Annotated in this window: 28 protein-coding genes; 9 read left to right on the top strand and 19 right to left on the bottom strand. The window is 51.0% G+C overall.

Going from position 1 to position 25,431, the window contains the following annotated elements; translation table 11 throughout:
- Positions 1–21: 21 nt before the first annotated feature.
- The 6 genes from NYE29_RS20290 to NYE29_RS20265 form a co-directional block, all read right to left on the bottom strand.
- Complete coding sequence (locus NYE29_RS20290; protein ID WP_076108827.1) at positions 22–954, bottom strand: phosphotransferase family protein; 933 nt, start codon at positions 952–954, stop codon at positions 22–24.
- Positions 955–1,447: 493 nt separating this feature from the next.
- The gene (locus NYE29_RS20285) at positions 1,448–2,119 is read right to left on the bottom strand and encodes a YitT family protein (RefSeq protein WP_038595024.1); all 672 of its coding nucleotides are present in this window, start codon (positions 2,117–2,119) and stop codon (positions 1,448–1,450) included.
- Positions 2,120–2,435: 316 nt separating this feature from the next.
- Entirely contained in the window at positions 2,436–2,936 is a 501-nt protein-coding gene (locus NYE29_RS20280) for a Crp/Fnr family transcriptional regulator (protein ID WP_038595026.1), read from the bottom strand.
- A 141-nt stretch (positions 2,937–3,077) separates the two neighbouring features.
- Complete coding sequence (locus tag NYE29_RS20275; protein WP_076108826.1) at positions 3,078–5,000, bottom strand: PTS fructose transporter subunit IIABC; 1,923 nt, start codon at positions 4,998–5,000, stop codon at positions 3,078–3,080.
- Between the two features lie 36 nt (positions 5,001–5,036).
- Positions 5,037–5,948, bottom strand: coding sequence for a 1-phosphofructokinase (gene pfkB / locus NYE29_RS20270; RefSeq protein WP_340897243.1), 912 nt, complete (start codon positions 5,946–5,948; stop codon positions 5,037–5,039).
- 32 nt (positions 5,949–5,980) lie between these two features.
- Positions 5,981–6,745: a DeoR/GlpR family DNA-binding transcription regulator gene (locus NYE29_RS20265; RefSeq protein WP_038595031.1), complete on the bottom strand. Its 765-nt coding sequence runs from the start codon at positions 6,743–6,745 to the stop codon at positions 5,981–5,983.
- Positions 6,746–7,052: 307 nt separating this feature from the next.
- Between NYE29_RS20265 and NYE29_RS20260 the strand changes: the two genes are divergently transcribed.
- Entirely contained in the window at positions 7,053–7,343 is a 291-nt protein-coding gene (locus NYE29_RS20260; protein WP_340897240.1) for a hypothetical protein, read from the top strand.
- Between the two features lie 31 nt (positions 7,344–7,374).
- Here the strand turns inward: NYE29_RS20260 and NYE29_RS20255 are convergent, their stop codons facing one another.
- The gene (locus NYE29_RS20255; RefSeq protein WP_340897238.1) at positions 7,375–7,848 is read right to left on the bottom strand and encodes a hypothetical protein; all 474 of its coding nucleotides are present in this window, start codon (positions 7,846–7,848) and stop codon (positions 7,375–7,377) included.
- A 233-nt stretch (positions 7,849–8,081) separates the two neighbouring features.
- Here NYE29_RS20255 and NYE29_RS20250 point away from each other — a divergent pair, with 233 nt between their 5' ends.
- Positions 8,082–9,182 carry an AI-2E family transporter gene (locus NYE29_RS20250; protein WP_076108822.1) on the top strand — a complete coding sequence of 367 codons (1,101 nt, stop codon included), beginning with the start codon at positions 8,082–8,084 and terminating at the stop codon, positions 9,180–9,182.
- A gap of 106 nt (positions 9,183–9,288) precedes the next feature.
- On the opposite strand, the gene NYE29_RS20245 is transcribed toward NYE29_RS20250, so the two are convergent.
- From NYE29_RS20245 to NYE29_RS20230, 4 genes are all read right to left on the bottom strand, one after another.
- Positions 9,289–9,693: a hypothetical protein gene (locus tag NYE29_RS20245; protein ID WP_038595039.1), complete on the bottom strand. Its 405-nt coding sequence runs from the start codon at positions 9,691–9,693 to the stop codon at positions 9,289–9,291.
- 31 nt (positions 9,694–9,724) lie between these two features.
- Entirely contained in the window at positions 9,725–10,393 is a 669-nt protein-coding gene (locus tag NYE29_RS20240; RefSeq protein WP_340897235.1) for a uracil-DNA glycosylase, read from the bottom strand.
- A 117-nt stretch (positions 10,394–10,510) separates the two neighbouring features.
- A complete protein-coding gene (gene rnhA / locus NYE29_RS20235; RefSeq protein WP_076108820.1) occupies positions 10,511–11,176 on the bottom strand; it encodes a ribonuclease H in 666 nt (221 codons plus the stop codon).
- Between the two features lie 150 nt (positions 11,177–11,326).
- Complete coding sequence (locus tag NYE29_RS20230; protein ID WP_076108819.1) at positions 11,327–11,902, bottom strand: TetR/AcrR family transcriptional regulator; 576 nt, start codon at positions 11,900–11,902, stop codon at positions 11,327–11,329.
- 91 nt (positions 11,903–11,993) lie between these two features.
- Between NYE29_RS20230 and NYE29_RS20225 the strand changes: the two genes are divergently transcribed.
- Positions 11,994–12,548 carry a hypothetical protein gene (locus tag NYE29_RS20225; RefSeq protein WP_076108818.1) on the top strand — a complete coding sequence of 185 codons (555 nt, stop codon included), beginning with the start codon at positions 11,994–11,996 and terminating at the stop codon, positions 12,546–12,548.
- 220 nt (positions 12,549–12,768) lie between these two features.
- Here the strand turns inward: NYE29_RS20225 and NYE29_RS20220 are convergent, their stop codons facing one another.
- The 7 genes from NYE29_RS20220 to NYE29_RS20190 all read right to left on the bottom strand — a co-directional run bounded on the left by NYE29_RS20220 (position 12,769) and on the right by NYE29_RS20190 (position 16,989).
- Complete coding sequence (locus tag NYE29_RS20220) at positions 12,769–13,326, bottom strand: hypothetical protein (protein WP_340897231.1); 558 nt, start codon at positions 13,324–13,326, stop codon at positions 12,769–12,771.
- Positions 13,327–13,484: 158 nt separating this feature from the next.
- The gene (locus tag NYE29_RS20215; protein ID WP_340897228.1) at positions 13,485–14,027 is read right to left on the bottom strand and encodes a GNAT family N-acetyltransferase; all 543 of its coding nucleotides are present in this window, start codon (positions 14,025–14,027) and stop codon (positions 13,485–13,487) included.
- A complete protein-coding gene (locus tag NYE29_RS20210) occupies positions 14,017–14,298 on the bottom strand; it encodes a Dabb family protein (RefSeq protein ID WP_340897226.1) in 282 nt (93 codons plus the stop codon). The genes NYE29_RS20215 and NYE29_RS20210 overlap by 11 nt, the downstream gene beginning before the upstream one ends.
- A complete protein-coding gene (locus tag NYE29_RS20205) occupies positions 14,295–15,431 on the bottom strand; it encodes a hypothetical protein (protein ID WP_340897224.1) in 1,137 nt (378 codons plus the stop codon). The genes NYE29_RS20210 and NYE29_RS20205 overlap by 4 nt, the downstream gene beginning before the upstream one ends.
- A gap of 98 nt (positions 15,432–15,529) precedes the next feature.
- Positions 15,530–16,051: a GNAT family N-acetyltransferase gene (locus NYE29_RS20200; protein ID WP_340897222.1), complete on the bottom strand. Its 522-nt coding sequence runs from the start codon at positions 16,049–16,051 to the stop codon at positions 15,530–15,532.
- Positions 16,052–16,077: 26 nt separating this feature from the next.
- A complete protein-coding gene (locus tag NYE29_RS20195) occupies positions 16,078–16,608 on the bottom strand; it encodes a hypothetical protein (protein WP_340897220.1) in 531 nt (176 codons plus the stop codon).
- 30 nt (positions 16,609–16,638) lie between these two features.
- Complete coding sequence (locus NYE29_RS20190; RefSeq protein ID WP_340897218.1) at positions 16,639–16,989, bottom strand: DUF3139 domain-containing protein; 351 nt, start codon at positions 16,987–16,989, stop codon at positions 16,639–16,641.
- Positions 16,990–17,153: 164 nt separating this feature from the next.
- On the opposite strand from NYE29_RS20190, the gene NYE29_RS20185 reads away from it, so the two are divergent.
- Complete coding sequence (locus tag NYE29_RS20185) at positions 17,154–17,372, top strand: hypothetical protein (protein WP_340897216.1); 219 nt, start codon at positions 17,154–17,156, stop codon at positions 17,370–17,372.
- Between the two features lie 507 nt (positions 17,373–17,879).
- Here NYE29_RS20185 and NYE29_RS20180 read toward each other — a convergent pair.
- Positions 17,880–18,845, bottom strand: a complete 966-nt coding sequence (locus NYE29_RS20180) for a pectinesterase family protein (RefSeq protein ID WP_340897214.1) — start codon at positions 18,843–18,845, stop codon at positions 17,880–17,882.
- A gap of 162 nt (positions 18,846–19,007) precedes the next feature.
- Between NYE29_RS20180 and NYE29_RS20175 the strand changes: the two genes are divergently transcribed.
- The 5 genes from NYE29_RS20175 (at position 19,008) to NYE29_RS20155 (ending at position 25,420) form a co-directional block, all read left to right on the top strand.
- Positions 19,008–20,003 (top strand): LacI family DNA-binding transcriptional regulator, encoded by a 996-nt coding sequence (locus NYE29_RS20175; protein ID WP_340897213.1) that lies wholly within the window; start codon positions 19,008–19,010, stop codon positions 20,001–20,003.
- Between the two features lie 159 nt (positions 20,004–20,162).
- Entirely contained in the window at positions 20,163–21,578 is a 1,416-nt protein-coding gene (locus tag NYE29_RS20170) for a tagaturonate reductase (RefSeq protein ID WP_340897212.1), read from the top strand.
- A 135-nt stretch (positions 21,579–21,713) separates the two neighbouring features.
- Positions 21,714–23,201: a UxaA family hydrolase gene (locus NYE29_RS20165; RefSeq protein WP_340897211.1), complete on the top strand. Its 1,488-nt coding sequence runs from the start codon at positions 21,714–21,716 to the stop codon at positions 23,199–23,201.
- Positions 23,202–23,243: 42 nt separating this feature from the next.
- Entirely contained in the window at positions 23,244–24,644 is a 1,401-nt protein-coding gene (gene uxaC / locus NYE29_RS20160) for a glucuronate isomerase (protein ID WP_340897210.1), read from the top strand.
- A gap of 71 nt (positions 24,645–24,715) precedes the next feature.
- Positions 24,716–25,420: a rhamnogalacturonan acetylesterase gene (locus NYE29_RS20155; protein WP_340897209.1), complete on the top strand. Its 705-nt coding sequence runs from the start codon at positions 24,716–24,718 to the stop codon at positions 25,418–25,420.
- Positions 25,421–25,431 lie beyond the last annotated feature (11 nt).

Below are 25,431 nucleotides of genomic sequence, written 5' to 3'. Positions count from 1 at the left end.
TGTAGCGGTTTCAGCATTTTGTTAAATATTGCAGGGTATGGACAGCAGACGGTCGCGCGTCTCCGTATAAGCATGATCCCAGCCCATTTTTGCGTAAAACCGCATGGCATCCAGCCCTTTAAAGTAATGGGCGCCGGTCAAGCGCTCTGCAAAATCCGCAATCGGTTTTCCCAGCTCTTCATAATGCCTGCGGAAAACCTGTGCCATATCCACACCGGGTATCATTGCATGCATTGAGGCCACATCAATCATGAAATCCCCGTATATGCTGTTACTGTCGATAATTCCGGTAATCCGGCGGCCGTCTGTGAGTATGTTCCACTCATGGCAATCATTATGGACAAAATGGCGGTGCGGCGCGTTATATTTGCTGTATGCAAGCAACCGGGCGTAACACTCGTCAAACACATCCTTCTCCAGACAGCTGCTGGTGAACAGCTCATGCCAATTCTCCCAGAAGCCTTCCTGCTGCTCCTGCCCGTAAAAAGAGCGGATGAACTCCTCCCAGCTGGCATAGATGCCATGGCCTTCCTTGTTCAAGAAACCATACCCAGAAGAGCTGCTGTCCAGCTTCAGCCCGTTCATCCCGGTAATGACTTGAACCAGCTCGGGAAGCAGTGCAGCCCTCTGCTCTGCTTGCAAGTCTGCCAGATTATGCCCTGTCACGCGCTCCGAGATACAATAGCTGTAAGCCTTATGTAGCCCCAGCCCCAATACTCTCGGAAAAGGTACTCCCTGTGAGGCGAGCAGATTTGCAATATAGGACTCGGTTTGGAAGTCATCCTCCATTGCACTGAACCTAATAACATACTCGCGTTCCTCAGCCTTGAATGAAAAAACAGTGCTGAGATTCCCGCCTTCCATCACACTGATATTCTCAGCTTGCATTCCCCGGTCATTTCTGACAATCCTTTCGATTTCCTCTGCAGTGACGTTTGGTTTAACTCCGTTCATTACTCATCATCTCCCTTTGATTTGGTAAAATAAAGCCTGTCTGCCTCCTCCAGGGCACAGCAAAAAGCCGTGAATGAACATTGTTCATCCACGGCTTTACGCAAACGGTGCCCGGCAATAGAGAGACCTCTATCGCGGCAATGGATACGGCAGCTTGAGACTAGACTATAGTTCATAACAAAAGAAACATGAGCTGCGGCCATGCGGAATAATCCCTCAGTACTCCGGGAATACCTGTGCCTGGTCAGTTCATGCGTTATTCAGTTAATGGATTAACCGATTTCTTTTGTCAGGAATATAGTCATCATCAAAGCGCTGATCCCACCGTTCTTTTATTTGTTTCCATTATATAACACAATTCCCCGACATCAACTTTTTAATTGTTTTTTACCGGAAGGCGGTTAACTTCGCCATACAAACAAGAGGCCAGCCGGGTAAGTTCCCGCTGGCCTCTCATAATGATCCCCATGACATGGGGCTAACTTTGCCCTATTCACATTACCGTACCATCCTGCGGCTTCACGCGTGCAGGCTGGATCTTCGGCGCCTTGCTCAGCTTCGGTCTGCCCAAGGACGTGGTAAAGGTGATCACATAGCCGGCTACAACCACGGCCATCACCGTATACAAGGTTTCCTTGAGAGGCATATAGAAGAGTGACAACGCCAAAACAATTACATCCATCAGGATGAATACCGTACCCACTTTAATTCCTTTCCATTCACTGATCAGCAGGGACAAAATATCGTCTCCGCCGCTCGCCCCGCCGCCGCGCAGGACCATTCCCGCTCCTAGACCTGTCAGTACACCGGACAACAAAGCCGCAAGCGGCAAGTTATCCTGCAAGTCGATGACCCATCCGGAATAGCGTTCCATCAATCCATAGAATACCGTGAAGGCTCCTACGGAGATGAAGGTGTTCACCACGAACGATTTTCCTTTGAATATCATTGCGATTATGAGTACTGGAATGTCTAAGATTAGCGTAGATAGTGAAGGTGAAATTCCTAATACGTATTTGCCGAGCAGTGCCAGGCCTACAAACCCGCCCTCGGTCAAATGATTCTGATAATTGATGTGATAATAAGTAAATGCAAGTAACAATGTTCCGGATAAAATAATAATGAGTCGTAGCGGCAACCTCATGCCACTGTCTTGTTTCTTCATACAGGTCTCCCCTTATCGTAAATGGCGGCTTAGACGTCCCGCCAGCCTCTACGAGGGGTAAAACCAGAAGAGTTCTTCCTTCGCATACAATACTCCCTTCCCACGCAGAGGCGGCTTCGTCAATTAACAACGGTTCGCGCACATTCTACAGGGAAGCTAAGTATAAGACAGATCATAACGTTTCCAAATCGTCCTTTGGGGAATCGTCCTTCGGGGACACATGGTATCCTGATCCTTTCTTTAGTTTGATATGTTCTGTTTAGATTATACCACGCAAAGGAGTCACTCTAAACAGTTTTCCAATAAAAAGCATGAATTAGCCCGGATTTCGCAGCAGACGGTTCACCGTCTCCCGCCGGACGCCGATCAATTGCCCAATTTCTTCCTGTGTCAGCAGGTCTGTCAGCTGTGCTCCATATGAGTACTCATTCAGCCAGCGGGTCAGCAGCTCCATCCGCTCCCCCGGCGATCCGACAGTAAGGTGGTCAATGCGTGTCTGCATAAAACGAACCTTCTCCTGGAGCAGCAGAGCGATTTCCATCACTTTATCCGGCTCCTCACGCAGCTCGCGGTACCATTCCGCAGCCGGAATGACCTCCACCTCGCTCCTCATCATCGCCACCGCCGTTCCATGCGCCTCCTTTGGCGAAATGAGGGAATGATGGGGAACCGTCTCACCGGGATACAACAGGTTGAACAGCACCATGTTCCCGTTCTCATGCAGCCTTGTCACCTTAAACAGCCCGCTCTTTACCTTGTACAGATTTTGGCAGCTGTCTCCCTGGCGGAACAAAGCCTCCCCTTTGTGCAGAATCATCTCGCTCGCTCCTTTATCTTCTCGTTAAGTATATTTGTAATTATACAGAAATACGCCTGCAAAATGCAGTTCGTTCAGGCAAAAAAAACTGCGGGACTCAGAGTTGAAATCTGAATCCCGCAGTACGGATGTTTTACTGTCTTAATTAGCCTTAAGCGGCCTCTTCCAAAGTCCCAGCGTCAGGCCGGAAATAACAGCTCCGATAAGAACCGCCAGAATGAACAGCAGAGCGTTGCTGGACAGAGCGGCTACAAAAATTCCGCCGTGCGGAGCCGGGACGTTGATGTTCCACAGCTGTGTAAGTCCGCCAGCTACAGCTGAACCAATAATACAGCTGGTCAGGACACGCAGCGGATCGGCTGCTGCAAAGGGAATAGCTCCTTCAGTAATGAATGACAAGCCGAGCACATAATTCGTTACACCTGACTTGCGTTCTGTTTCTGTGAATTTGTTCTTAAAGAATGTGGTTGCCAGCGCAATGGCCAGCGGAGGAACCATCCCTCCCGCCATGACAGCCGCCATCATCAATCCGTTGGTATTGCCGCTGGATGTAAATACACCGATGGCAAAGGTATATGCTGCTTTGTTGAACGGACCGCCCATATCAATCGCCATCATTCCGCCGAGGATAATTCCCAGAATGACCATATTGCCTGTACCCAGATCGTTCAGAATATCGATAAGTCCTTCATTCAGCCAGCTGAAGACCGGATCAAACAGGTAGAACATAACGCCGCCGGTAATGAGCAGACTGAATACCGGATAGAGCAGAATCGGCTTTAAGCCGTCCAGGGTTTTGGGCAGACCGGCGAAAACCTTACGCAGCAGGATGACCACATACCCCGCAAGGAAACCTGCAGCAAGTCCGCCAAGGAATCCGGCATTGGAGTTCAAGGCCATATAACCGCCGACCATCCCGGGCATGAGCGCCGGACGGTCGCCGATGCTGAGAGCGATAAATCCGGCGAGAATCGGAATCAGGAAATGGAAGGCGCCATCTCCCCCGCCGATCGTCTGCAGCAGCTTCACAAGCGGATTATCTACACCTGCCACCTGTTCGAACAGGAAGGAGATCGCCAGCAGAATCCCCCCGCCGACTACGAATGGCAGCATATGTGAAATACCGTTCATCAGGTCCTTGTAGATCTTGCCACCGATGCTGGAGGAGTTCCCTGCTGGGGCATCCCCGCTGCTGCGGCCTTCACTGCGGTATATCGGCGCGTCTCCGTTCATTGCTTTGGTGATCAGCTCTTCAGATTTGCGGATGCCGTCGCTTACCGGTCTTTGCAGCACCGGCTTGCCGGCGAAACGGGCCATCTCCACATTTTTGTCGGCGGCGATGATGACACCGCTGGCCCGGCGGATTTCGTCCTCGGTCAGCACATTCTGTGCTCCTTCAGAACCGTTTGTCTCCACACGGATGTTGACGCCCATTTCCAGGGCCTTTTTCTTTAATGCATCCTCAGCCATAAAGGTATGGGCGATTCCTGTAGGGCACGCCGTGACCGCAACGACGAAGTTTGAAGAAGCCGGGTTGCCTGTAATTACGCGTTCAGGAGCCTGCTTTGTACTGCTTCCGGATTCATTTTCCTTTTCCTTGGCCTCCTGCTCTGCCTGTTTGGCATCGAACAAAGCGGATACTTCATCCGGGGTGGAAGCTTTCATCAACGCCTCGATGAATTCGCTTTCAATGAGCAACCTGGACAATGAAGCCAGTGTACGCAGGTGCATATTTCCAGCACCCTCCGGCGCGGCAATCATAAAGAACAACTGTGCCGGCTCCTCATCGAGTGAGGCAAAATCAACGCCCGCTGCACTTTTAGCAAACACAACCGTTGCCTCGTTGACAGCCCGGGTTTTGGCGTGAGGCATTGCAATGCCTCCGCCAATGCCGGTGCTGGACTGGGCTTCCCGAAGCAGGATCATTTCCTTGAACTGCACAGGATCATTAATGCGCCCGCTGCCTGCTAGACTGGCGATCAGTTCGTCGATCGCCGCTTCCTTGGTCGTGGCCTTGAGGTCCATAATCATCGTTTCTTTTATCATCAAGTCTGTAATTTTCATTTATTTCAACTCCCCTTCTTTTCTTGAACTGCCCGTTTACAACTGTGAAATTTCGATCAAGGGCTTGAGCTGCTCAATAAGTTCTCTGTCCGCCAGATCATCGGAGAATGCGGTTGCGCTGCCGGAAGCTACTCCTGCACGGAATGCCTGCAGTACATCTCCTGTCAAGGACAATGTGCCAACAAAACCAGCAATCATAGAGTCCCCCGCACCTACCGAATTCTTCACCTTGCCTGCCGGCGCGTTGGCGCGGAACAGGCTATTCTCTGAAATGAACAGAGCCCCCTCTCCCGCCATGGAGACCAGCACATGCTTCGCCCCGAGCTCCAGCAGCTTACGCCCGTAGGTGATAAGATCTTCCTTGCTGCTGATTTGAACCCCGAACAACTCTGCCAGCTCATGATGATTCGGCTTAACAAGCAGCGGTCCCAGAGGCAATGCCTGTTGCAATGCTTGTCCGGTCGTATCAATAACAAATTCGGCCCCGTGATGCTTGCATACGCCTATCAGCCTGTTATAGAAATCCTCACCGAGCGAAGGAGGAATGCTTCCGGACATTATAACGATGTCGCCCGCCTGCAGATTAGCAAGCTTCTGAAGCAGTGCCTCAGCTTCGTTATCCCTGATCACCGGACCCATTCCGTTAATCTCCGTCTCCTCTCCGGCTTTGAGCTTGATGTTAATCCGGGTATCATCCGAAACGGATACGAAATCACTCGCAATGCCTTCTTCATGCAGCCAATCTTCAATATAACGGCCGGTAAAGCCCCCAAGAAAGCCAATTGCCTTATTCTGGACGTTCAACTGGTTCAGAACACGCGAGACGTTGATCCCTTTACCGCCCGGCAGCTTCAAATCACGTTTCATCCGGTTCAGGCTGCCAAGCTTTACCTGGTCAACTTCCACGATATAGTCAATGGAAGGGTTAAGTGTCACTGTATATATCATGATTATCCCTCATTATTGTGGTTTTCTAGTTTTCAAACTAATGTATAGTCCATATCCATCATTTCAAGCTCACGGATAAAGCTCTCCGGCGTTTCCGAATCCAGAATGCAATGATCAATTTCCTGCAGATCCGCCACCTTACAAAAGGATACCTGCCCGACCTTGCTATGATCAGCCAGCAGAATGACCTGCTTGGCAACCGAGATCATTTTGCGTTTGGTGGCGGCTTCCAGCATATTCGGTGTGGTAATGCCTTCATGCACATCCAGCCCGTTCGTACCGAGAAACGCCTTATCCACCCGCACCATCTCCAGTGACCGCTCCGTCATCGGTCCCACAAAAGCAAGTGTATCCGGACGAAGCATACCGCCCGTGATGGATACTTCGATATTACGGCACTCCTTCAGCTCGTTTAGCGCCATGATAGAGTTAGTAATGACCTTAAGATTAGAGAAGGATTTCAGCTCCCTGGCAATCTGCAGGGTTGTTGTTCCTCCGTCAAGCAGGATTGCATCGCCGTCCTGGATCATCTCCACCGCTTTGCGGGCGATCCGCAGCTTCTCCTCGAGGAACCGGTCTTCCTTGTCCTGAAATACCGCTTCAAAGTTGACGCTCTGCAGGGAGACCGCCCCGCCATGCGTCCGTTTCAGCAGCCGTGCTTCCTCCAGCTCTTTAAGATCACGGCGGACCGTCGATTCGGATACGCCAAGCTGCTGGCTAAGCTCCTGCACCGAGCCCCTCGTGTGCTTCTCAACAAACTGCACGATGCTACGTTTTCTTTCCTCTTCAAACAGCATGACGGTTCACTCCTTAACGGAACAGCGTTACCTTCCGGCTTCTTTAGGATCTGAATTAACAATAATCCTTATACTCCATATTTTGATCGAATAGATTCCACTGCTCGATTTTGATTGAAATTGACTGTTTGTGATTACTTTTGCTTATTTATGATAATAACAGCGTTTTCATCATCTGTAAAGCTCCTTTTTCTTGATCATATCTGCTCAAAGCCGGCTGTCTGAAATATCCTCCCGAACGCCTATTTCATCTGCCCGGGGTGTTACATATTTATAATACATATGGGGAAAAGCGGGTGAACAGGAAATGGCCAATAACAAAAACAACTTTGGATATCGCAACCGCATGGGTGCCAGCAATCTGAATAATAATTCCGGTGCCAGCAATCCGGTAGAATCCGCGGAGCTAAGCGCTGAAGATTATGAAATTATCGCTGCCGGTCTAGCCGCGTTGGGAGAAGTATTCGCATTTTTGGCCCTCGTCAAAGCGAAGCAAGTGACCAAGGAAACCGGAGGCCAGGTAAATATCGACCCGCTTTTATTCATACAATCCAGAAAAAAAAAAGCGGCCCGACGGAAATCCCGTCCACCGCGTTAAAGCTTAATCTATGGCAAAAAGTTCTTTCGCATTAGGCAGACGCAAGAGGTATGGCCTGATGTTTTTCAAATATGGCGTTTATCTTCCTGCGATGTTCTTCATCCTTAAATGTGACAATCACAATAATATGCTCGAGGTGAGCATGTTTGGCATAGGCCTCCGCATCCTCCTTGGGAATTCCGATGCTAATCAGGCTGACGGTAAGACCGTCGATATCCAGATCAGCCCCAGCCAGCTTCTTCGCTGCAGGCCCCGCTGCCACCGCTGTGTCGGACAACATATCCAGCCCTACCCCCAGGCCTCTCGCTGTTCCGAACAAGCCTGCATTGCCTTCCCCGGCTTCGGGCTTGCCAATCCCTGTATCGTGGCTGATGACCGCCAGCGTATTTTTCTCCTTCGTCACAACCGAGATCTGCTTCGCTTTGACTCCGAGCTCCTGCACCGCCTCTATCGCCAGTATTGCATCGCTCCGGTGCCCGAATATTCCTACAACCAGCATAGTCATATGACATCCCTCCTGTTTAAGCGATATTAACCGCCACCTTTGCGGCTTGAACCGGCCGGCCGGTTGTCCTGGTTCCGGATAAACTTGAATCAAACTCTCGTATATCGGTTATAAAGATAGAATCGGGTTTAGATTTACCGCGATTTTAATGTACTATTAGTATATTGGTAGATCTACCAATGATCCTGATGCTGATACATACAGGCATTATTTAGAATGAAGGGGAGGCTGCTATGCTACAAAGCAAGTATTTTCGAACATGCCTAGCCATTATCGCCTTTCTGACGATTCTGTATCTGGGCTCCAAAGTTATTTTTCTGTTCACTCCTGTGGTGGCGATCCTGAATCTGCTGCTTGTGCCGATGATGCTGTCCGGATTCATGTATTACCTGCTGCGGCCGCTGGTCTCATTCCTGGAGCGCCATAAACTGGGACGCGGATTATCCATCCTGCTGATTTATCTTGTCGCTGTGGGACTATTCATCCTGTTCTGGGTGCTGGTCTGGCCGACACTTCGTGAACAGATTCAGAACTTTATTGACAATACCCCTTACCTGGTTCAGGGAATGCAGGATCAGTTCAACAAGCTGCAGAATGATCCTTCATTGTCAAGATTCTTCAAAGGGGATACCGACTTGGCCGCCCGGCTCTCGGAATATTTGAACGATGGGATTACCTGGGTCACCAACTCGATGACCAATCTTATCGGTGTCATTTCAAGCATTGTGGTCGTAATTGCCACTTTGCCGATTATTCTTTATTACATGCTGAAGGACGGACACAAGCTGTCCCCTATTCTGCAGAGCCTGATTCCGAGAAAGTACCGCAAGGAAGGCCAGGAAATGCTGAAGGATATCGACAGCGCACTCAGCGGTTTTATCGTGACCCGGGTTCTGCTCAATGTTGTGCTGGGAATTATGCTCTATATCGGCTTTCTGATTATTGGATTGCCCTATTCGCTCCTGCTCGCCGTAATTTCCATACCGCTTAATTTCATTCCTTATGTCGGCTCTCTGCTGGCAGCAATCCCTGTAGTCATTGTGGGATTCATTGATTCGCCATCCATGGCGATTTGGTCTTTGGTCATTATTGTAGTTGCCCAGCAAATTCAAGATAATGTGCTTTCTCCGATTATTTACGGCAAGTCGCTGGATGTTCACCCGCTCACGACGGTACTCCTTGTGCTGATCGGCGGAGATTTCTTCGGCATCATCGGTGTGCTGATTGCTCTTCCCGTATATATGATTATCAAAATCATATTTCTGCGAATCTATGAGATTATCGTCGCGGAACGTGTTGAAGAAGTTGAGGTCATCAAGGAAGAACAGCTATAACAGCTGCTAGTGAGGCTAACTTCTCGTAGAGGCCCCTGAAACAAAACCAAAAAACGGCTGCGCCACCCTTAATCGGGAGGGTGCAGCCGTTTCTTTATTGTCTTCCTCAGCCCCGAAGGGAGCGGACGACAAAGATGTGTGTGCCTTTCATCAGATTCTGCCCGTCCACCAGGGTTACCGAACCTTTGGTATGCGATGCTATGGTTGTATTAAAAGCAATCAGCTGATCACCTTTCCACACGGTTACTGCTGATTTGAAATAAACTGCGTTATCGAACTGCTGGCGCTCTCTCATGACATATCCAACGGAATGAAGAACCGGGGGCAAGGCTCTCTCTTTGGGAGCCAGAGCCTTAATGAACACAATGTCACGAAAAGGTACAGCAATTTCCTGATGGCCGATCACGGCCACCGAAGCGGCTGGATCCCATTTGCGCAGAACGCCCTTCATAATGGTGTAAGGCTCTTCCCCGCAATACATAATGACCGGTCTGCCAACCCAATGCTTCATTGCTCCACCCCCTTCGCTGTGTCCGTGCTACCTATACATTCGGTATGGACCAATCTATTCCTTTAAGACCATGTGACTCCAGATACTGATTGGCTCTGGAGAAGGGACGGCTGCCCAGAAAGCCGCGATGTGCCGAGAACGGACTCGGATGCGGTGACTGAATCACCATATGCCGGTCCCGGTCGATATAAGCCCCTTTTTGCTGAGCGTGGCTTCCCCATAGGATAAATACCATCGGCTCTGTCCGTTCATTCAGCTTCTCCATGATGGCATCAGTGAAAGTCTCCCAGCCTAGTCCCTTATGTGAATTGGGCTGGCCTTCGCGCACAGTCAGCACTGCGTTCAGCATGAGGACACCCTCTTCGGCCCAGTGCAGCAGTGATCCGTGGTTCGGAACCGGCAGCCCGGTATCCGTATGAAGCTCCGCATAAATATTGCGCAGCGAAGGCGGAATACGCACCCCGGGCTTCACTGAGAAGCTTAACCCGTGTGCTTGTCCCGCACCATGATAAGGGTCCTGTCCCAGAATGACCACCCGGGTCTTGCTGTAAGGTGTCAGCTTGAGCGCCGAGAACAACAGCTCTTTAGGCGGATAAACTGTATGTTGTTTATATTCACCCGCAAGCGTGTAGCGCAGTTCCTGAAAATAGGACTTTGTTGTTTCCTCCTGCAATACCTCATCCCAATCGTTGCCGAACATCCCCGTTCTCCTTCCGATCTTTCACGTAATCATTATTCATTACCTGTTATTACCCATAATATAAGGCTGGCTTACGCACTCCAGTGGCACGGCAGATCTAAAGCTGGGTTGCCAGGGCTATTTCCGCCCGTAATCCGCTTTGATCTCGCCCCACACTTTGGTCTGCCATTTCAGCAGCTTGTTGTCATAAGTGTTGCTCTGCAGCCACCGCTCGGCGCGGTCAATGAGTATCCAAATCTCCTCTGTAGAGGCATCTCTAGGCAGAGTCGTGGCCACCTTTTTCTGCTTGACCCATTTCATCGCGTTCACAGAATCACTGTAAACCGTCCTGCTGCTGCCCTCTTTCTTCAGCAAGGCCAGCGCATGAACAATTGCCAGAAATTCACCCAGATTATTCGTACCCTTCTTAATGGGTCCGCAGCTGAATATAATGTCGCCGGTCTGAGTGTCCACACCCTTGTATTCTACCGGTCCCGGATTGCCCCGTGTGCCGACATCAACGGATATACTGTCATAATCTATCTCTGCCGAGGTTTCTACACTGGCGCTCCGTCCCCGTGAGGCAGCCGGTTTCCCCTTTGAGCTACCGGAAGCGGATGATGCCCCCGTTCCCCAATTCCCCTTCCAGCCAGCCTTGTACGCTGCGTCTGCGGCAGCTCTGGATTCATAGGACTTGTATTTCGCTCCGGTGTAATGATCCGTCTGGGCTTGGCATTCTGCCCAAGTACCGTACACTCCCGGCTGTTTGCCTTCCCATACTACATAAAATTTCTGCTTAGCCATGGAACAGACCTTCCTTCGCGTAAAAATTCATCAGAAGAATATTGTAATCCAAACTGCGGCCATATTGAAGTCAAATTATAATCAGAGCCTGTTGCCGCTCAAAAATCTGCGGATATTTGGACAGACACAAGCTCATACTATACGAGAAATTTAATCGAGCACTTCAAGCGTAGTATCTATAATCCCTTGTAGTTTGTTCACATCCCTGGTTGTTTTGACCATTACCCTCAGTCCTACCAGCGCGTTGTGCAGATATGCCGCCAGATCCGCCGCCGGACGGCGTCTGGAGATTTCACCGCTTGCCTGGCCATCCAGCAGCAATCTCTCAATAAGCTGCTCTGTATCCAGGAACGCTTCGTTCACTCTGGCTGCTGCCTCGGGATCATGATAGGACAGCTCAACCGCAGTGTTCACAAGCAGGCAGCCCTTCGGGTCCATTTCTGCCATCTGAAGAATCAGTTCAAACAGTTGACGAATTGCCCCTTTTGCTGAGGCCGCTTCCTTCACCTGTTCTTCCATATTGGCTGAGGTATTCTGCACATACCGGTCTATAGCTTTCATATATAAAGTATGCTTGTCGCCAAAAGTATCATACATGCTGCGTTTATGAATTCCCATTCCGGTCACCAGATCCTGCATGGAGGTTTTCTCATAGCCCTGCTGCCAGAAAACATTCATTGCTTTGCCGAGTACAATGTCGACATCGAACTCTTTGCTTCTTGCCATCATCATGCTCCTCTCTGGGTCGATTTTACCATTTATAGAACGATCGGTAAATATAACACATAGTCTCACACACCATAAGGAGGTTCTTTAGATGAGAAAGATCGCAGGCCTGGCCGCAGTATTCGCTTTGACCCTACTCGTAGGATGCGGTAACTCGAACAACAATAATGCGGCAAATCCAGATGCGTCCGCAAACGGCAATACCAATGTTACGGAAACCACTGACGCTGTTACCTCAGCATCCGTAGTTAACAATGGAGAGGATTTCAAAAAAGCGATCAGCAAAGACGGCACCTGGATTGCCGCAACCTTGAATGACCTTACGTTCACCGAAGATCTCGTTGTGGACGGCCAGTTCATCAACAAGGAAGAACCTGCGCGCAAAATTGCCCTTTATACCCAGGATGCGGAGCACAACATCACTAACTCGTTCATACTGACTGCTCCCAAAATCACCATTAAGAGTGAAAATGCCCGGATTCAAGGTGGCACTTTTGTCGGGGATGTTTATGTGGAGGCGGACGGCTTCAGCGTTGTGAATGCCACCATCAAGGGCAACGTCTATTTCGCGAATGATCAATATCAATCCACCTTCGACTCATCAGATCAGGGCATTGTATCCGGCGTCACAGAAGTGAAGAAATAAACCGAGGGAGCCCTATTCCCGGCAATCACGATATCCGCAGCCTTGCTGAATGCTCTCTCCGGCGGACTGTGGAGTTATGTCATGGGAATGGCCGCAAAACGGACTAATTTCCGTCCGATCGCAAGGGGTGTCCCAAAAGCCGTGAAATGGCTGCTTGGGACACCCCTCGTTTTTTGAGCAGGATTAACGTGAGCACTTGGGTGGACGTTCCTTCTCTCACTCAGTCATATCCGCCCACCGCTTCAGGCAGCTCCAGATATTCCGCTTTTGTCTTGACGAGTTCAAAGATATAGCTTCTTATTTCCTTTAGCTTTTTGGCATCTTCGGTGACCTCGCATTTTTCCTCGGACCATTCCAGTGTTTGCTCTTCTCCATTCAGCCTTATCTGCCAATGCTCTTCATCATAGGGTGTCTGATTGCAGTTTTGCCTCGCCGGTTCCGGTTCCAGCTTCAGCTCACCCATTACATCAATATCCCGCAGGCGGGTATAGATGTCCGCCATTTCGCTCCCGGTAAACGTCAGATCCGCAGTTGCCTCACCTTGGGTCACCAAATCCTTGGTTACGGTGCCTTCAAAGGTATTAATTTCATTCTTCCCGGTAATTCCAAAACGGACGGAGAAGGCAAAATCCTCCGGCATCACTTCAGGCATAAGGTGGCCAGGCCTCTGCAGTAGAGCTGCAGACTGTGTAGTACTTCCGTTTCCTCCATCCGTGCTTTCACACCCTGCAAGCAGCAGAACCAGCAGCAGCGGCAGACAGGCCAGCAGCTTAAACATCTTCATTTCCTCCTTTGGCGGTTTCGCGCGCTTGCTCCATTTCTTTCTAAACGATGATAACACTCCAATATGTTGCAGATAGGCTGCCGAAAACTAGAAAAAGATACCATCCTCGTGGGATCGTATCTTTGAAATTGCTGTACTCAGAGAACTCTTGCTCATTTTACGATGGAATATACATTTGTGTCATGCGTCTTGCCGTCCTGGACCATATAGTTTCTTAATAGCCCCTCTTGCTGAAACCCCTGTTTAACCAGCAGCGCTTTAGAGGTTTCATTTCCAGTGAATACTACAGCGCCGATCCGGGTCAGCTCCATTCTTTCGAAGCCATAAGCTAGAACCCTGGACACCGCTTCCGCGGCATAACCTTTGCGCCAAAAATCCGGATTGAGCTCATAGCCAATTTCGGCCCGTTGGTGCTTTGGTGACCAGGCGTTAAACCCGATTGTCCCGATAAGCCCTTTGCTGCCCTTAAGCTCAATGCCCCACCGGATACCTCGCTTAACCCGGAAGCTGTCTGCGAAGAAATCAACATATTCCCCCGCCTGTGCAAGTGTCGTAAGCGGCTCCTGCCCATAGTAGCGCATGACCTCGCTGCTGGAAAAGCAGGCGAAGATCCCCTCGGCATCCTCTGCTGTAATTTCTCTTAATCTAAGCCTGTCCGTCTCCAATACAGGAAATTCAAAATACTCACGATTCATAGCAGAGGGAAGCTGACGATTCCAGCACGCCTGCAATGTAACCGGACACCTCAAGATGATAAGGATGCACCAGATAAGCCTCCATGTCCGCCATTGATGCATACTGAACGATTAGCATAAGATCATACGTGCCGCTTCGGACATCAACCTCCACTTTCAGATCGCGGATATACTCTATTCTCTCGCGCATGCCAAGCAATACCTCTCTTGTCTTGGCTATGCTGCCCGGACTGCTGTCCTTCAGCTTGATTAATAAATTGTTGATAATCACAGCCCGATATCCCCCTTCTCCTGCTTCTCCTGCTTCTCCAGCTGCAGCATGGCCGTAGCAGCTTCGCGTCCGTTCACCAGCAGCGTTATCCGGTGTTCTCCCGGATAATGGCGGCGGGTCGTCAAATCACCCCAGCGGTGTGTCCGTGTGGCCTTTAAAGTACTGCCGCCGGGCACTGTTTTATCAGACAGGAGAAATAATTTGCGTGATGTCTTTCCTCCGGCTTTCACAAAATCAATGCCATATTCAATCCGGATCCGCACAGGGCCGCCTTGAGCAATATCAAGGCTGTATCGCAGTTCGCAGCTTCCCCCAATCTGCACGATAGCCGGATCGACGGAAAGCGAGGCATCGGCAACAAGCGGTGTGTCCTCCGCTTCAGCCGCATATCCAAACAGTTCCATAATTTCCGGGACCGCCTTGCGGATCAGCGAACGGCAGGCATGCCGCACAATCCAGTCCGTGTACTCATTCTCACCTTTCCAGCGCTGAGCAATCCCGATGACAACATCAGGATGATCCTTCGCGATATCGTTCAAATTGTTGGCCACACTCTTGCGCACATACAGTGACGGGTCAGCCTTCAGCCGTTCCAGCACCGGCAGCACCGGAGCCGGATCACGCTTGAACATCGGCAGCGCCTGTCCCCACGGCAGACGTGGCCGGCTACCCTCACTGGCCAGCCGCCGCACATGCTCGCTGGAATGGCCGGACCAGCGCAGCATCTGCGCCATCATCCGCTGCGGCTCGCGCAGCAGGAAGGGACGAACGGCAAATTCCGCCGACGATCCTCTTGTGAACCGCTCCAGTGCCGCCATCGACCGTTCCCAGTGTTCCTCCGCCTGCCCGTACACCTCGACAAAGTCGGGGAAGATCAGGTACGGAAAACCTACACATTGCTCATCTATCGCATACAGAATATCCAAGGCGTCCTCATACCCCGGGGGCAAAAAAGACCCAAGCGTCTCTGTAATCCGCCGCATCCGTCCCTTAAGCTCCAGTTCCTCCCAAGGCGCCTTCATCGCCGACTGGACGAAGCCTTCCAGATCGAACAGCCCGTATACGGCTTTAATCTTTCCGCCGAGGCCACGCAGAAAGTCCTCGTTGTACATTGCTTTTAATGGTTCAGCCATACGTTAGTCTCCTCCTGCTGTTTCATTCAGACTTTCTGTCAGGAAAGCGTAGCATAACGAACCAGACAGCCTTATGTCATATTCATTTCATTTAAGTGTCAAAAGAACGCCTCTGGATACCTCAGCTCACCTTTAATGTCCCCCAGCTGGCCTTCCTGTAACTCATACACCTGGAATACCTCGTCCGGCACCTCAAATTGCTTCAGCTCCAGCCCAAATGCACGTGCTGGTGTAAAGCCGAATTTGGGATAATAGGAGGGATGGCCGATCAGCAGCACAAGCCCATACCCCAGCGCCTTGCAGCGGCTGAGCCCCTCCTCGATGAGCTGTCTTCCCACGCCTTTTCCCTGATAATCGGGATGTACAGCTATAGGGGCAAGAGCAATAACGTTATGGGCTGCAGTACCATCGGTAACCTTGGCTCCGCTTAACAAAATATGGCCGATGACCGTCTCATCCTCCTCAGCCACAATGGAAAGCTCAGGAATGAAGTCTTCGGACTCTCTTATTCTTTCAATCAGCCTCGATTCATCCTCACGGTTTCCAAAAGCCCGGTAATTTAGATCAAATACTTCTTGGTAATCATCCGCTGTTTCTGTTCTTAAGTGCAAATCTTCCATCCCCTTTCGATATTGCTTTGCTTGCTTTAATTGATCAGCACTTCTATCTCTTCTATGCTTTTTTTCGCTCTGCTGTTCAGCCCACGCTTATCCTTAAGTCCAAGCGACTGCAGTTCATGTCCGGGATCTATGACCAGCGGCTCTGCAATCACAGACTCAAGCAATTGAACCGCTGTGCGGCAAGCGCTGAACAAAAGATCGCGGGGAATGCCCCCTTTGTTCGAGCGGATGATTCCCACCAGACTTTCGGCATACATCAGCCGGACGATGCTGTCGGCGCTGAGCAGGTTGCGGGCAGCGAAGGAAGCTGTATTTTCTACGATAACAGGAGCCTGGAACTGTCTGGAAAGTGCATCCAGTGCGGACACCGCCTCCCAATCACGGATCGACAATTGCTGCAAATAACCGGTTACCATCTCCTGAAACCATTGCAGCTCCATTTCCCTTGGGATTTCATATTTCTTGTACTGCTCCAGTACACCTTCACGGTGCATCTGCACAAAGCTGCCCAAATACCGGGCAAAACATTCTTTTGCTTGCTGTGTCAGGTCATTCATGAGGGTTCCACCTTGTTCTGTAGATTGTATTTAATAAGGATTATAAGGCTCAATATGCTTAAGACTGGACTCACGGATTCCCGACTTCCGGCCTTTAAGACTGATCTCATGGCTGAACTGCATTACTTCATTATGGGCAAAATAAGTATACTCCACCTCAGGCTCATCGCTAAAACTCACTACGGCAAAAAAAGGCGGTGCTTTGATTCCCCAAACCCCTTTTACCGAAGATATCGTTTCATCGCTGTAACCCTTCTCTTCGATCAGATAGGCCTTTACCCTATGAGAAAAGATGAATTTGTTGACTTGCACGTATATTACAGCAGTCAAAATAATTAGCAGAATCAGCACAACAAGCGCTCTGTAAGCGAATTTCCTCATAGGCCTCACTAGAAAGCCACCTGCCTCCCTGCATAACCACAGTTTTATTTTCGCAAATATTACAAATTAAATCCTATTTTCAAAAGTCACAGCCTGTCGTAAAATGATTGAAATGACTTTATGGAACGATTAAAATTCGAGCCGATAAACGGAGGGACGGGACTATGCCGCAAACACTTATTAAAAATGCCGATTTTTTTGTTGCTGCCTTGTCGCAGACCTTTGTGTCCGCGCTGCAGCTTGACCCCGATGGAATGTACTCCCAGGTAGGCTTCGGGATTGTTGAGAAATTCTCCGAAGAGTATGTACGCTTAAAAAGATTCGACGGCTCCATCTCGCACTATGACAGGGATATTACGAAGTTTCAGCATAACAAGGCCTAACGCACCGCACATAAGCTTTATTTTAATTTCCCCTTTTCAGGGCAATTCCCCTGCTTTTTCTAGATTTAGTATTGAAAGCAGGGTCCCTAAAAGTTCGCAGCAGGTACGTTTACCCGTAAACGGACTCAGGAGACGCTAAGGAGAGTAAAACCCCTGTTTATTCTCTTTTGCGGACTCAGATGCACTTATCTGCGCTGCATTCTATCTAAAAATGGCTACCAGGGAGAAATAACTGCGCTGGAGTCCGTTGTCCTACTGTAACAGGCTAAAAGCCCCAAATAGGTGCATCTCGGTCCGTTCGTGCTCAGAGCCAGCAGTTTGAAGACAAGCCCTAGTAAAACAAAAAAAGCGGACACTTAAATTGACCCGGTGTCCACTTTTTTATGCCCTTGCAGCGGGCTAACTTATCCCTGCATTTGTTCCAGCTCATAGTAGGCTCCCCGGCGGCTCATCACATAAACAATTGTTCAAAATGGGCAGGGAATTACCGGTCCTGTCTGTTTCCGCTCACTCCTTCCACACTTTCCAAAAATCCGTACCGGCAAAAACCTGCTCTTTGCCCGGCGCCTCTTCCCCCATGTCCGGCAAAATAGCCCAGCCTACACGCTGTTTTCTCAAAGGGTCATTCTTCGCCAAACCGTATTCGCGGTACCGGACGGTCTCTTCATTGGCCGGTTCCTCCCAGTTATCCCAACCGCACGGATGAATATGCCCGCCCATGAGGCAATTCACCATCTCCGTCTTGGCATAGCCGCGCCAGGGACGGCCCAAATACACTTCATCCACATTCGGGGCAGCTGTCAGGTAACAATCCTTGAACAGGTAACCGTATGGCTGGCCCGGCGGTGTGGAGCCTGCCGTGATGTAGCCAGGACCATCATTGTAGTGCCGCAGGCTGCGGATTTCGCAATGCTCGAAATAAGCCGTCGCACCGCCAAAAATAAAATCTACCGTACCTTCTATGTAACAATGGGTGTACAGCTGGCGGTAATGGTTATGCCGCTCTTTGAGGGGGATTCCTCCGAAAGCTCCCCCCTGTTTGTTCGCCGGAGGCAGCGGGCCAGTAAACAGGGTATCCTGGTGCCCCTTTAAGATACAGTTGCGGAAGACCGTTTCGTCGCAATGTGCATATACTGCAAGCGCTTGCCCGATTTTAGTGCCTTGCCCGGCCGTGTTGGATAGGGTCAGGTTTTCCAGCACCAGCCTGCTCCCACCCAGAAACAAGGTCGGAGTGGCAAAGGTGCCCTGTTCCTCTCCAGTCTCATCTTTCTGCCTTGCGTAACGGTTGTTGGTAATCTCAACTTGTCCGATGCCCCTGATCGTCAGGTCCGAACGATAGATCCGCACAGCCTCCTCATAAATACCAGCCAGAATATACAACGTCTCCGCTTTACCTGAAGGCAGCCGTTCAAGCGCATCAACCGCCTCCTGGATCGAATGAAAATCGCAAAAGCCCTCTTTGCCCACCAGCATTTCATTTTCCTCCTCTTCCGTCCCATGCAAATAAATTATAGCTCCCGGAAGCGTGTTCTGCCAGTATAAATTTTAACGTGTGCATTTCATAAATCGCTTGACTTGATCCCGTTCAGGAACTACACTGGAATCGTTAACAATTCTATTTCCCGGAGAGATATTATGATTACTATCAAAGATATTGCACGTGTTGCCGGCGTTTCCCATACCACCGTTTCCAGAGCACTAAACGGCAGCCCGCTAATCAAGAAAGTAACCCGGGACAAGATCGAGAAAATCGCCGCGGAAATGAATTATGTGCCGAACTACAGCGCCAAAAGCCTGGTCACCAAACGGTCCTTTACCATCGGGCTGTTCTTCTCCAGTATTGATCAGGGAACATCGTCCAGCTTTCTGGTCGACGTCATTAAAGGGATCAGCCATGTGCTGGATGAGAACTTTAACCTGACTGTAAACGGAATTGACGGCGTTCACAATTACGCCAACATTCAGCCGCAACGCTTTGACGGTATTCTGGTCATGAGCCAGAGCGACGAGGATAACGCTTTTATCTACCATGTCAAAACAATGGGCATCCCGCTTGTGGTGCTGAACCGCCAATTGGAGGATCCCGGCATTATGAACGTTGTAGCCAATGACCGCGAAGGTGTGAAGGAAGCGATCGATTATGCCGTAACACAAGGGCATCAGCGTTTTGCAATTATTGAAGGCAAACCCGGCTTCAAGTCCTCAACCGAGCGTAAACAGGGCTTCATAGATAGCCTGATCGCCCACCAGCTTCAGCTGAATTCAAGTTATTTTGCAGCCGGTGATTACAGCATTGAAAGCGGATATGCCGCAATGACAACGCTGCTTGAGTTGCCTGATCCGCCTACGGCCGTCTTTTGCTCCAATGACGATATGGCTATCGGCGCCATGAATGCCTGCTATGCCCGAAAGATCAGCATTCCGCAACAGATTTCACTCATCGGCTTCGACGATATTATGTTCGCCCGCTACACGAATCCGGCATTGACTACGGTCCGCAAGCCTATTGCCGATATCAGTGAGCTCGGCACCAAGATGCTGATTCAGCTCCTGCAGCAGCCGGAGACCAAACCCCAGCAGTTGTTCGTCAAGACTTCGCTGGTCGTACGGGACACGGTCGCAGAAATTTAGGGATGTGGAAGGATCTGCCCGCCCCTGCCCTGCCGGTCCAATGCGCTCCGGCAGAGCAATTACCGGGTCCCTGGTATTGTTTAAAAAAGAGCCTCTCTTTTTTAAAATAAAATGTTAACGTGTGCATATAACTATTTGAACTCAAAGGAGATCAAACCAATGTCGACAAACCGTTTATCCCGAAGCACTCATCCCCATCTGCCCCTGCATCCCGAACGGATGATTCAGTTCGGTGAAGGCAACTTTATGCGCGCCTTCGTAGACTGGCAGCTGCAGCAAATGAACAATCAAGGACTGTTTAACGGAAGTGCAGTGCTGGTTCAGCCGATTGAGCAGGGTCTTGGCGGGCTGATGGCCGCCCAGGATAACCTGTACACTGTACTGCTAAACGGAATCATGCAGCAGCAGCCTGTGAATTCACGCGAGATCATCTCCAGCGTCAGCCGGGTGATTAATCCCTATACCGATTATGAAGCTTATCTCGCTCTGGCTGAGGACGATGGGCTGGAATTCATCACTTCCAACACCACTGAAGCCGGGATTGCCTATCATCCGGGCGACCTCGCGGACGGTACACCGCCGAAGAGTTTCCCGGCCAAGCTGACAGCGCTTCTGCACCGGCGTTTTCAACTGGGCAAAAAAGGCTTCGTCATCATCCCTTGTGAGCTGATCGACCGCAACGGCGAGAAATTGCGGCAAATTGTGCAGCAGTACGCTGCGGAATGGAACCTGGGTGAAGCCTTCCTGCAATGGCTGGAACAGGAGAATACGTTCTGCTGCAGTCTGGTAGACCGGATTGTACCAGGGTATCCCCGCGATAAAGCCGCGGAGCTGGAGGCTGAACTTGGTTATCTCGACAACCTGATGGTGACCGCTGAACCGTTTCTATTCTGGGTCATTGAAGGCCCGGCATGGCTTGCAGAGAAGCTGCCGCTGGCGGAAGCCGGACTGAATGTCGTGGTGACAGATGATATGACACCTTACCGTGAGCGGAAGGTTCATCTGCTGAATGGCCCTCATACGGCGATGGTGCCACTGGGCATGATGGCCGGCCTTGAGACGGTTGAGGATGTGATGAATGACGAAACGTTCTCCCGGTTTGTTCAGGAATTAATAGCGGAAGAACTGATCCCGATGCTGGATCTGCCGAAAGAGGAGCTTCTGCCTTATGCTGACGCTGTGCAGGAGCGGTTCAAAAACCCTTATATCCGTCATGAGCTTACATCCATTTCCCTGAACAGCATCTCCAAATTCAAAACCCGGCTGCTCCCTGTGCTGCTAAAGTTCCAGCAGGAGCGCGGCAAGCTGCCGGAGCTGATTACCCTCTCCTTTGCCGGCCTGCTGCTCAGCTACCGTGGAGACCTTGTGGCGCGTCAGGATAGTCCGGAAATGCTGGCCATTTTTGATGAAGCGTGGAGCAATCCTGCCAACTTCGTACAGGCGATATTGAAGGACGAGAGCCTGTGGGGCGAAGATTTATCGCTGGTGCCGGGCCTGGCAGAGGTGCTTGCGTCCCATCTGCAGAAGCTGGAAAGCTCGGACAGCCGGGCTGCACTGGAGCAGTTTGTAAGCTGAGACTTCCACAGTTGGCAGGTAAATAAACGATAGGCGGACTAACAAGCACAGCTTCTTCTAAAGGTTCCAAAGCAAGCTTTAGAAGAAGGTGATCAAGGAAGTTAATGAAATCACCACACTTTTAGGAGGGACAGCATGAAGCGTCTAATGAAAATGAATCCCCGGGATACGGTAGCTGTGGCGCTGCGCCCCATTTCCGCAGGAGAAGAGCTTGTTTTTGAAGGAATGACTCTTAAGGCAATCCAGGACATCCCGCAGGGTCATAAAATGGCGTTGACCAGCTTTGCGGCGGATGACGTTATTACGAAATATGGTTATCCTATCGGCCACGCGGTTGCTCCGATTCAAGCAGGCGAATGGATTCACACGCATAACATCAAGACGAATCTGGCGGGTGAAGAGGAATATGAATATGTGCCCGATCTTCATCCGGTCACTTACCCTTCCCGTGACTTGACCTTTCAGGGCTACCGCCGGGCAAACGGCAAGGTCGGCATCCGCAATGATCTGTTTATTATTCCCACAGTAGGCTGTGTGAACGGTATCGCCGAGCAAATGCTGCAGGAATTCAAGGCTGAACATCCGGATATGGGGACCTTCGACAACTTTACCGTGCTTAAGCATCCTTACGGCTGCTCCCAGCTTGGCGATGACCACCGGATGACCCGCAGCATTCTGCTGGATGCCGTGAATCATCCCAATGCCGGGGGGGTGCTCGTCTTCGGTCTTGGCTGCGAGAACAACATCGTCTCCGAGTTCCGCAGTATGCTGGGTGATTATGACGAGAAGCGGGTCAAGTTCCTCGTCGCCCAGGAGGTGGGTAATGAAGTGGAAGCAGGTCTCACGCTGCTGGAGGAGCTGTATGAAGCAGCTAAGGAGGATGCCCGTGAGACGGTTCCGCTCAGCGAGCTGAACATCGGGCTGAAATGCGGCGGCTCCGACGGATTCTCAGGTATTACCGCCAACCCGCTGCTGGGCGCTTTTTCCGATTTCATTATCTCCCAGGGCGGCACCTCGGTACTGACCGAAGTGCCTGAAATGTTCGGAGCTGAGAAAATGCTGATGGCCCGTGCGGAAAGCCGTGCGGTCTATGAAGATATCGTATCCCTGATCAATAACTTCAAGCAATATTTCCTCTCTTACGGGGAACCGGTCTATGAGAACCCTTCTCCCGGCAACAAAGCCGGAGGCATCAGCACGTTGGAAGACAAATCGCTGGGCTGTACCCAGAAGGCAGGAACCTCCCCTGTGGTGGATGTGCTGCAATACGGTGTAAAGCTGCGCAAAAAAGGGCTCAGCCTCCTGCAGGCGCCGGGCAACGACCTGGTGGCCGCATCTGCGCTAGCCGCATCAGACTGCCAGCTGGTATTGTTCACAACAGGCAGAGGAACCCCGTTCGGAAGCTTTGTGCCTACGGTTAAGGTGGCAACCAACAATGAGCTTTTTGCCAAAAAAGGCCATTGGATGGATTTCAACGCCGGTCCGCTGCTGGAGGTTCCGATGGCCGATGTGCTTGAGGAGTTTATCGCCTATATTATCGATGTTGCCAGCGGTCAAAAAACACGGAATGAGCAAAACGAAGTGCGCGAGCTGGCTATTTTCAAAACTGGAGTCACGCTATAATACCCTATTTCCATTCCAAATCCATGCAAAGGGAGCGTCATTATGTTTTTAAACGATGATTTTCTATTAACAACCGATACCGCACGGCTTCTGTTCCATCAACATGCCAAAGCTATGCCCATTATTGATTACCACTGCCATCTCGATCCAAAAGAAATTTATGAAGACCGTGCATTCAGCAACCTGACCGAGGCCTGGCTCTACGGAGATCATTACAAATGGCGGCTGATGCGTGCCAACGGGGTTCCGGAATCGCATATTACCGGAGATGCCTCGGATTATGACAAGTTTCTGGCCTGGGCCCGGACCGTACCGCAAGCCGTAGGCAACCCGCTGTACAGCTGGACTCACCTGGAGCTGCGCCGTTTTTTCGGTATCCATGAGCTGCTCAACGAAACGTCTGCTCCGGCCATCTGGGAAGAAGTCAACCGCAAGCTGGCGGAACCGGCCTTCTCGCGCCGCGGACTGATCCGCAGCTCCAGAGTCAAGACCATCTGCACTACAGATGATCCGGCTGATACGCTGGAGTACCACCGGCTGTTAAAAGAATCGGAGACGGCCTTCAAGGTATTCCCTACCTTCCGTCCCGACAAGGCGCTGAACATTGACGCCGAAGGATTCCCGGCCTGGATCAAGCGGCTGGAAGAAGCATCCGGCTTAAACGTGGTGTCGTATGCTTCGCTGCTGGACGCACTGAGAAACCGCGTGGAATTCTTCCATGAGAACGGCTGCCGCCTGTCCGACCATGCGCTGGATGTGCTGCGCTACCGTGCAGGTGAACCTGCTGATGCCGAAGCCATCTTCGCCAAACGGCTGGAGGGCGGAATCCTCTCACCGGAGGAAATCACACTCTACCGCACGGAGCTGCTGTCGGCTCTAATCGGGTTCTATCACGATAAAGGCTGGACGATGCAGCTGCATCTGCACGCCTTCCGCAACAACAATACACCAATGTTCCGGAAGCTGGGACCGGATACCGGTTATGACGGCCTGAATGACCTGCCGCTGACCGAAGCGTTGTCTAAGCTGCTCGACCGCGCAGAATGCGGGACCGGCCTGCCGAAGACGATTCTTTATTCGCTGAATCCGGGCGATTATCCCGCCCTGCTGGCCTTGATGGGCTGCTATCAAAAGGACACACCGGGCAAACTCCAGCTTGGCTCCGGCTGGTGGTACAACGACACCCGCAGCGGAATGCGCGAGCAGCTGACACTGCTTGCGGACAACAGCCTGCTGGGCAATTTTGTCGGCATGCTGACAGATTCCCGCAGCTTCCTCTCCTACACCCGCCACGAATATTTCCGCCGTGTGCTGTGCGGGCTGATCGGTGAACTGGCCGAGCGCGGTGAAGCGCCGGATGACGAAGTGCTGCTGGGTCAACTGGTGGAGAATATCGCGTATAACAACGCCGCCGGATTCTTCGGTTTTCCAGCCGGAGAATAAAGAAAGCAGGAGCGATCAGCTCTGCAAGAGCTGGCGCAAAAACATTAATATGTAATGAAGGAGAATACTTCATGCCGACACTATATATCGCCGGTGACTCCACCGCAGCGCAGAAAGGTGCGGACCAGAAGCCGATGACCGGCTGGGGAGAATATCTTCAGGGCTATTTCGGCCCGGAAATCACCGTGGACAACCGCGCAATTAACGGACGGAGCACCAAATCATATCTCGAGCAAGGACGGCTCGCGGATATTGAACAGGATTTCCAGCCCGGTGATTATCTGCTGATCCAGTTTGGCCACAATGACGAGAAGCAGGAGGATCCGGCCCGCTATACCGATCCCGGCAAGGACTACCGCCTCAATCTGATCACGTTTATTGATTCGGCCCGCAGCCGCGGCGGTTTCCCTGTCCTGCTGACCTCTGTCAGCCGCCGCCGCTTCACTCCGCAGGGCGATCCCGATCCGCTGGCGGTGGGAGCTTACCCGCAGGCGATGCGTGAAGTGGCGGAGCTTACCGGCACACCGCTGCTTGATATCTTCGCTTCTTCCCAGCAGCTCTACCGGAAGCTCGGTATCGAGGGGTCCAGGCATTTATTTATGCATCTGCCCAAGAACGGGCATCCCAATTATCCGGAAGGGATTACGGATGATACCCATTTCTCTAATGAAGGGGCCAAACAAGTGGCAGAGCTGGTAGCAGAAGCAATCCGCCATTCTGCAGACTTGTCTACTCTTATTCAACACATGCATCCATTGCAACAGAACAGGATTTAACTAAGAAAAGG

The sequence above is a fragment of the Paenibacillus sp. FSL M7-1046 genome (assembly GCF_038007405.1).
Taxonomy (GTDB): Bacteria; Bacillota; Bacilli; order Paenibacillales; family Paenibacillaceae; genus Paenibacillus_AQ.
The sequence above is the reverse complement of the archived record's forward strand: the minus strand, read 5'-3'. Positions and strand labels throughout refer to the sequence as shown.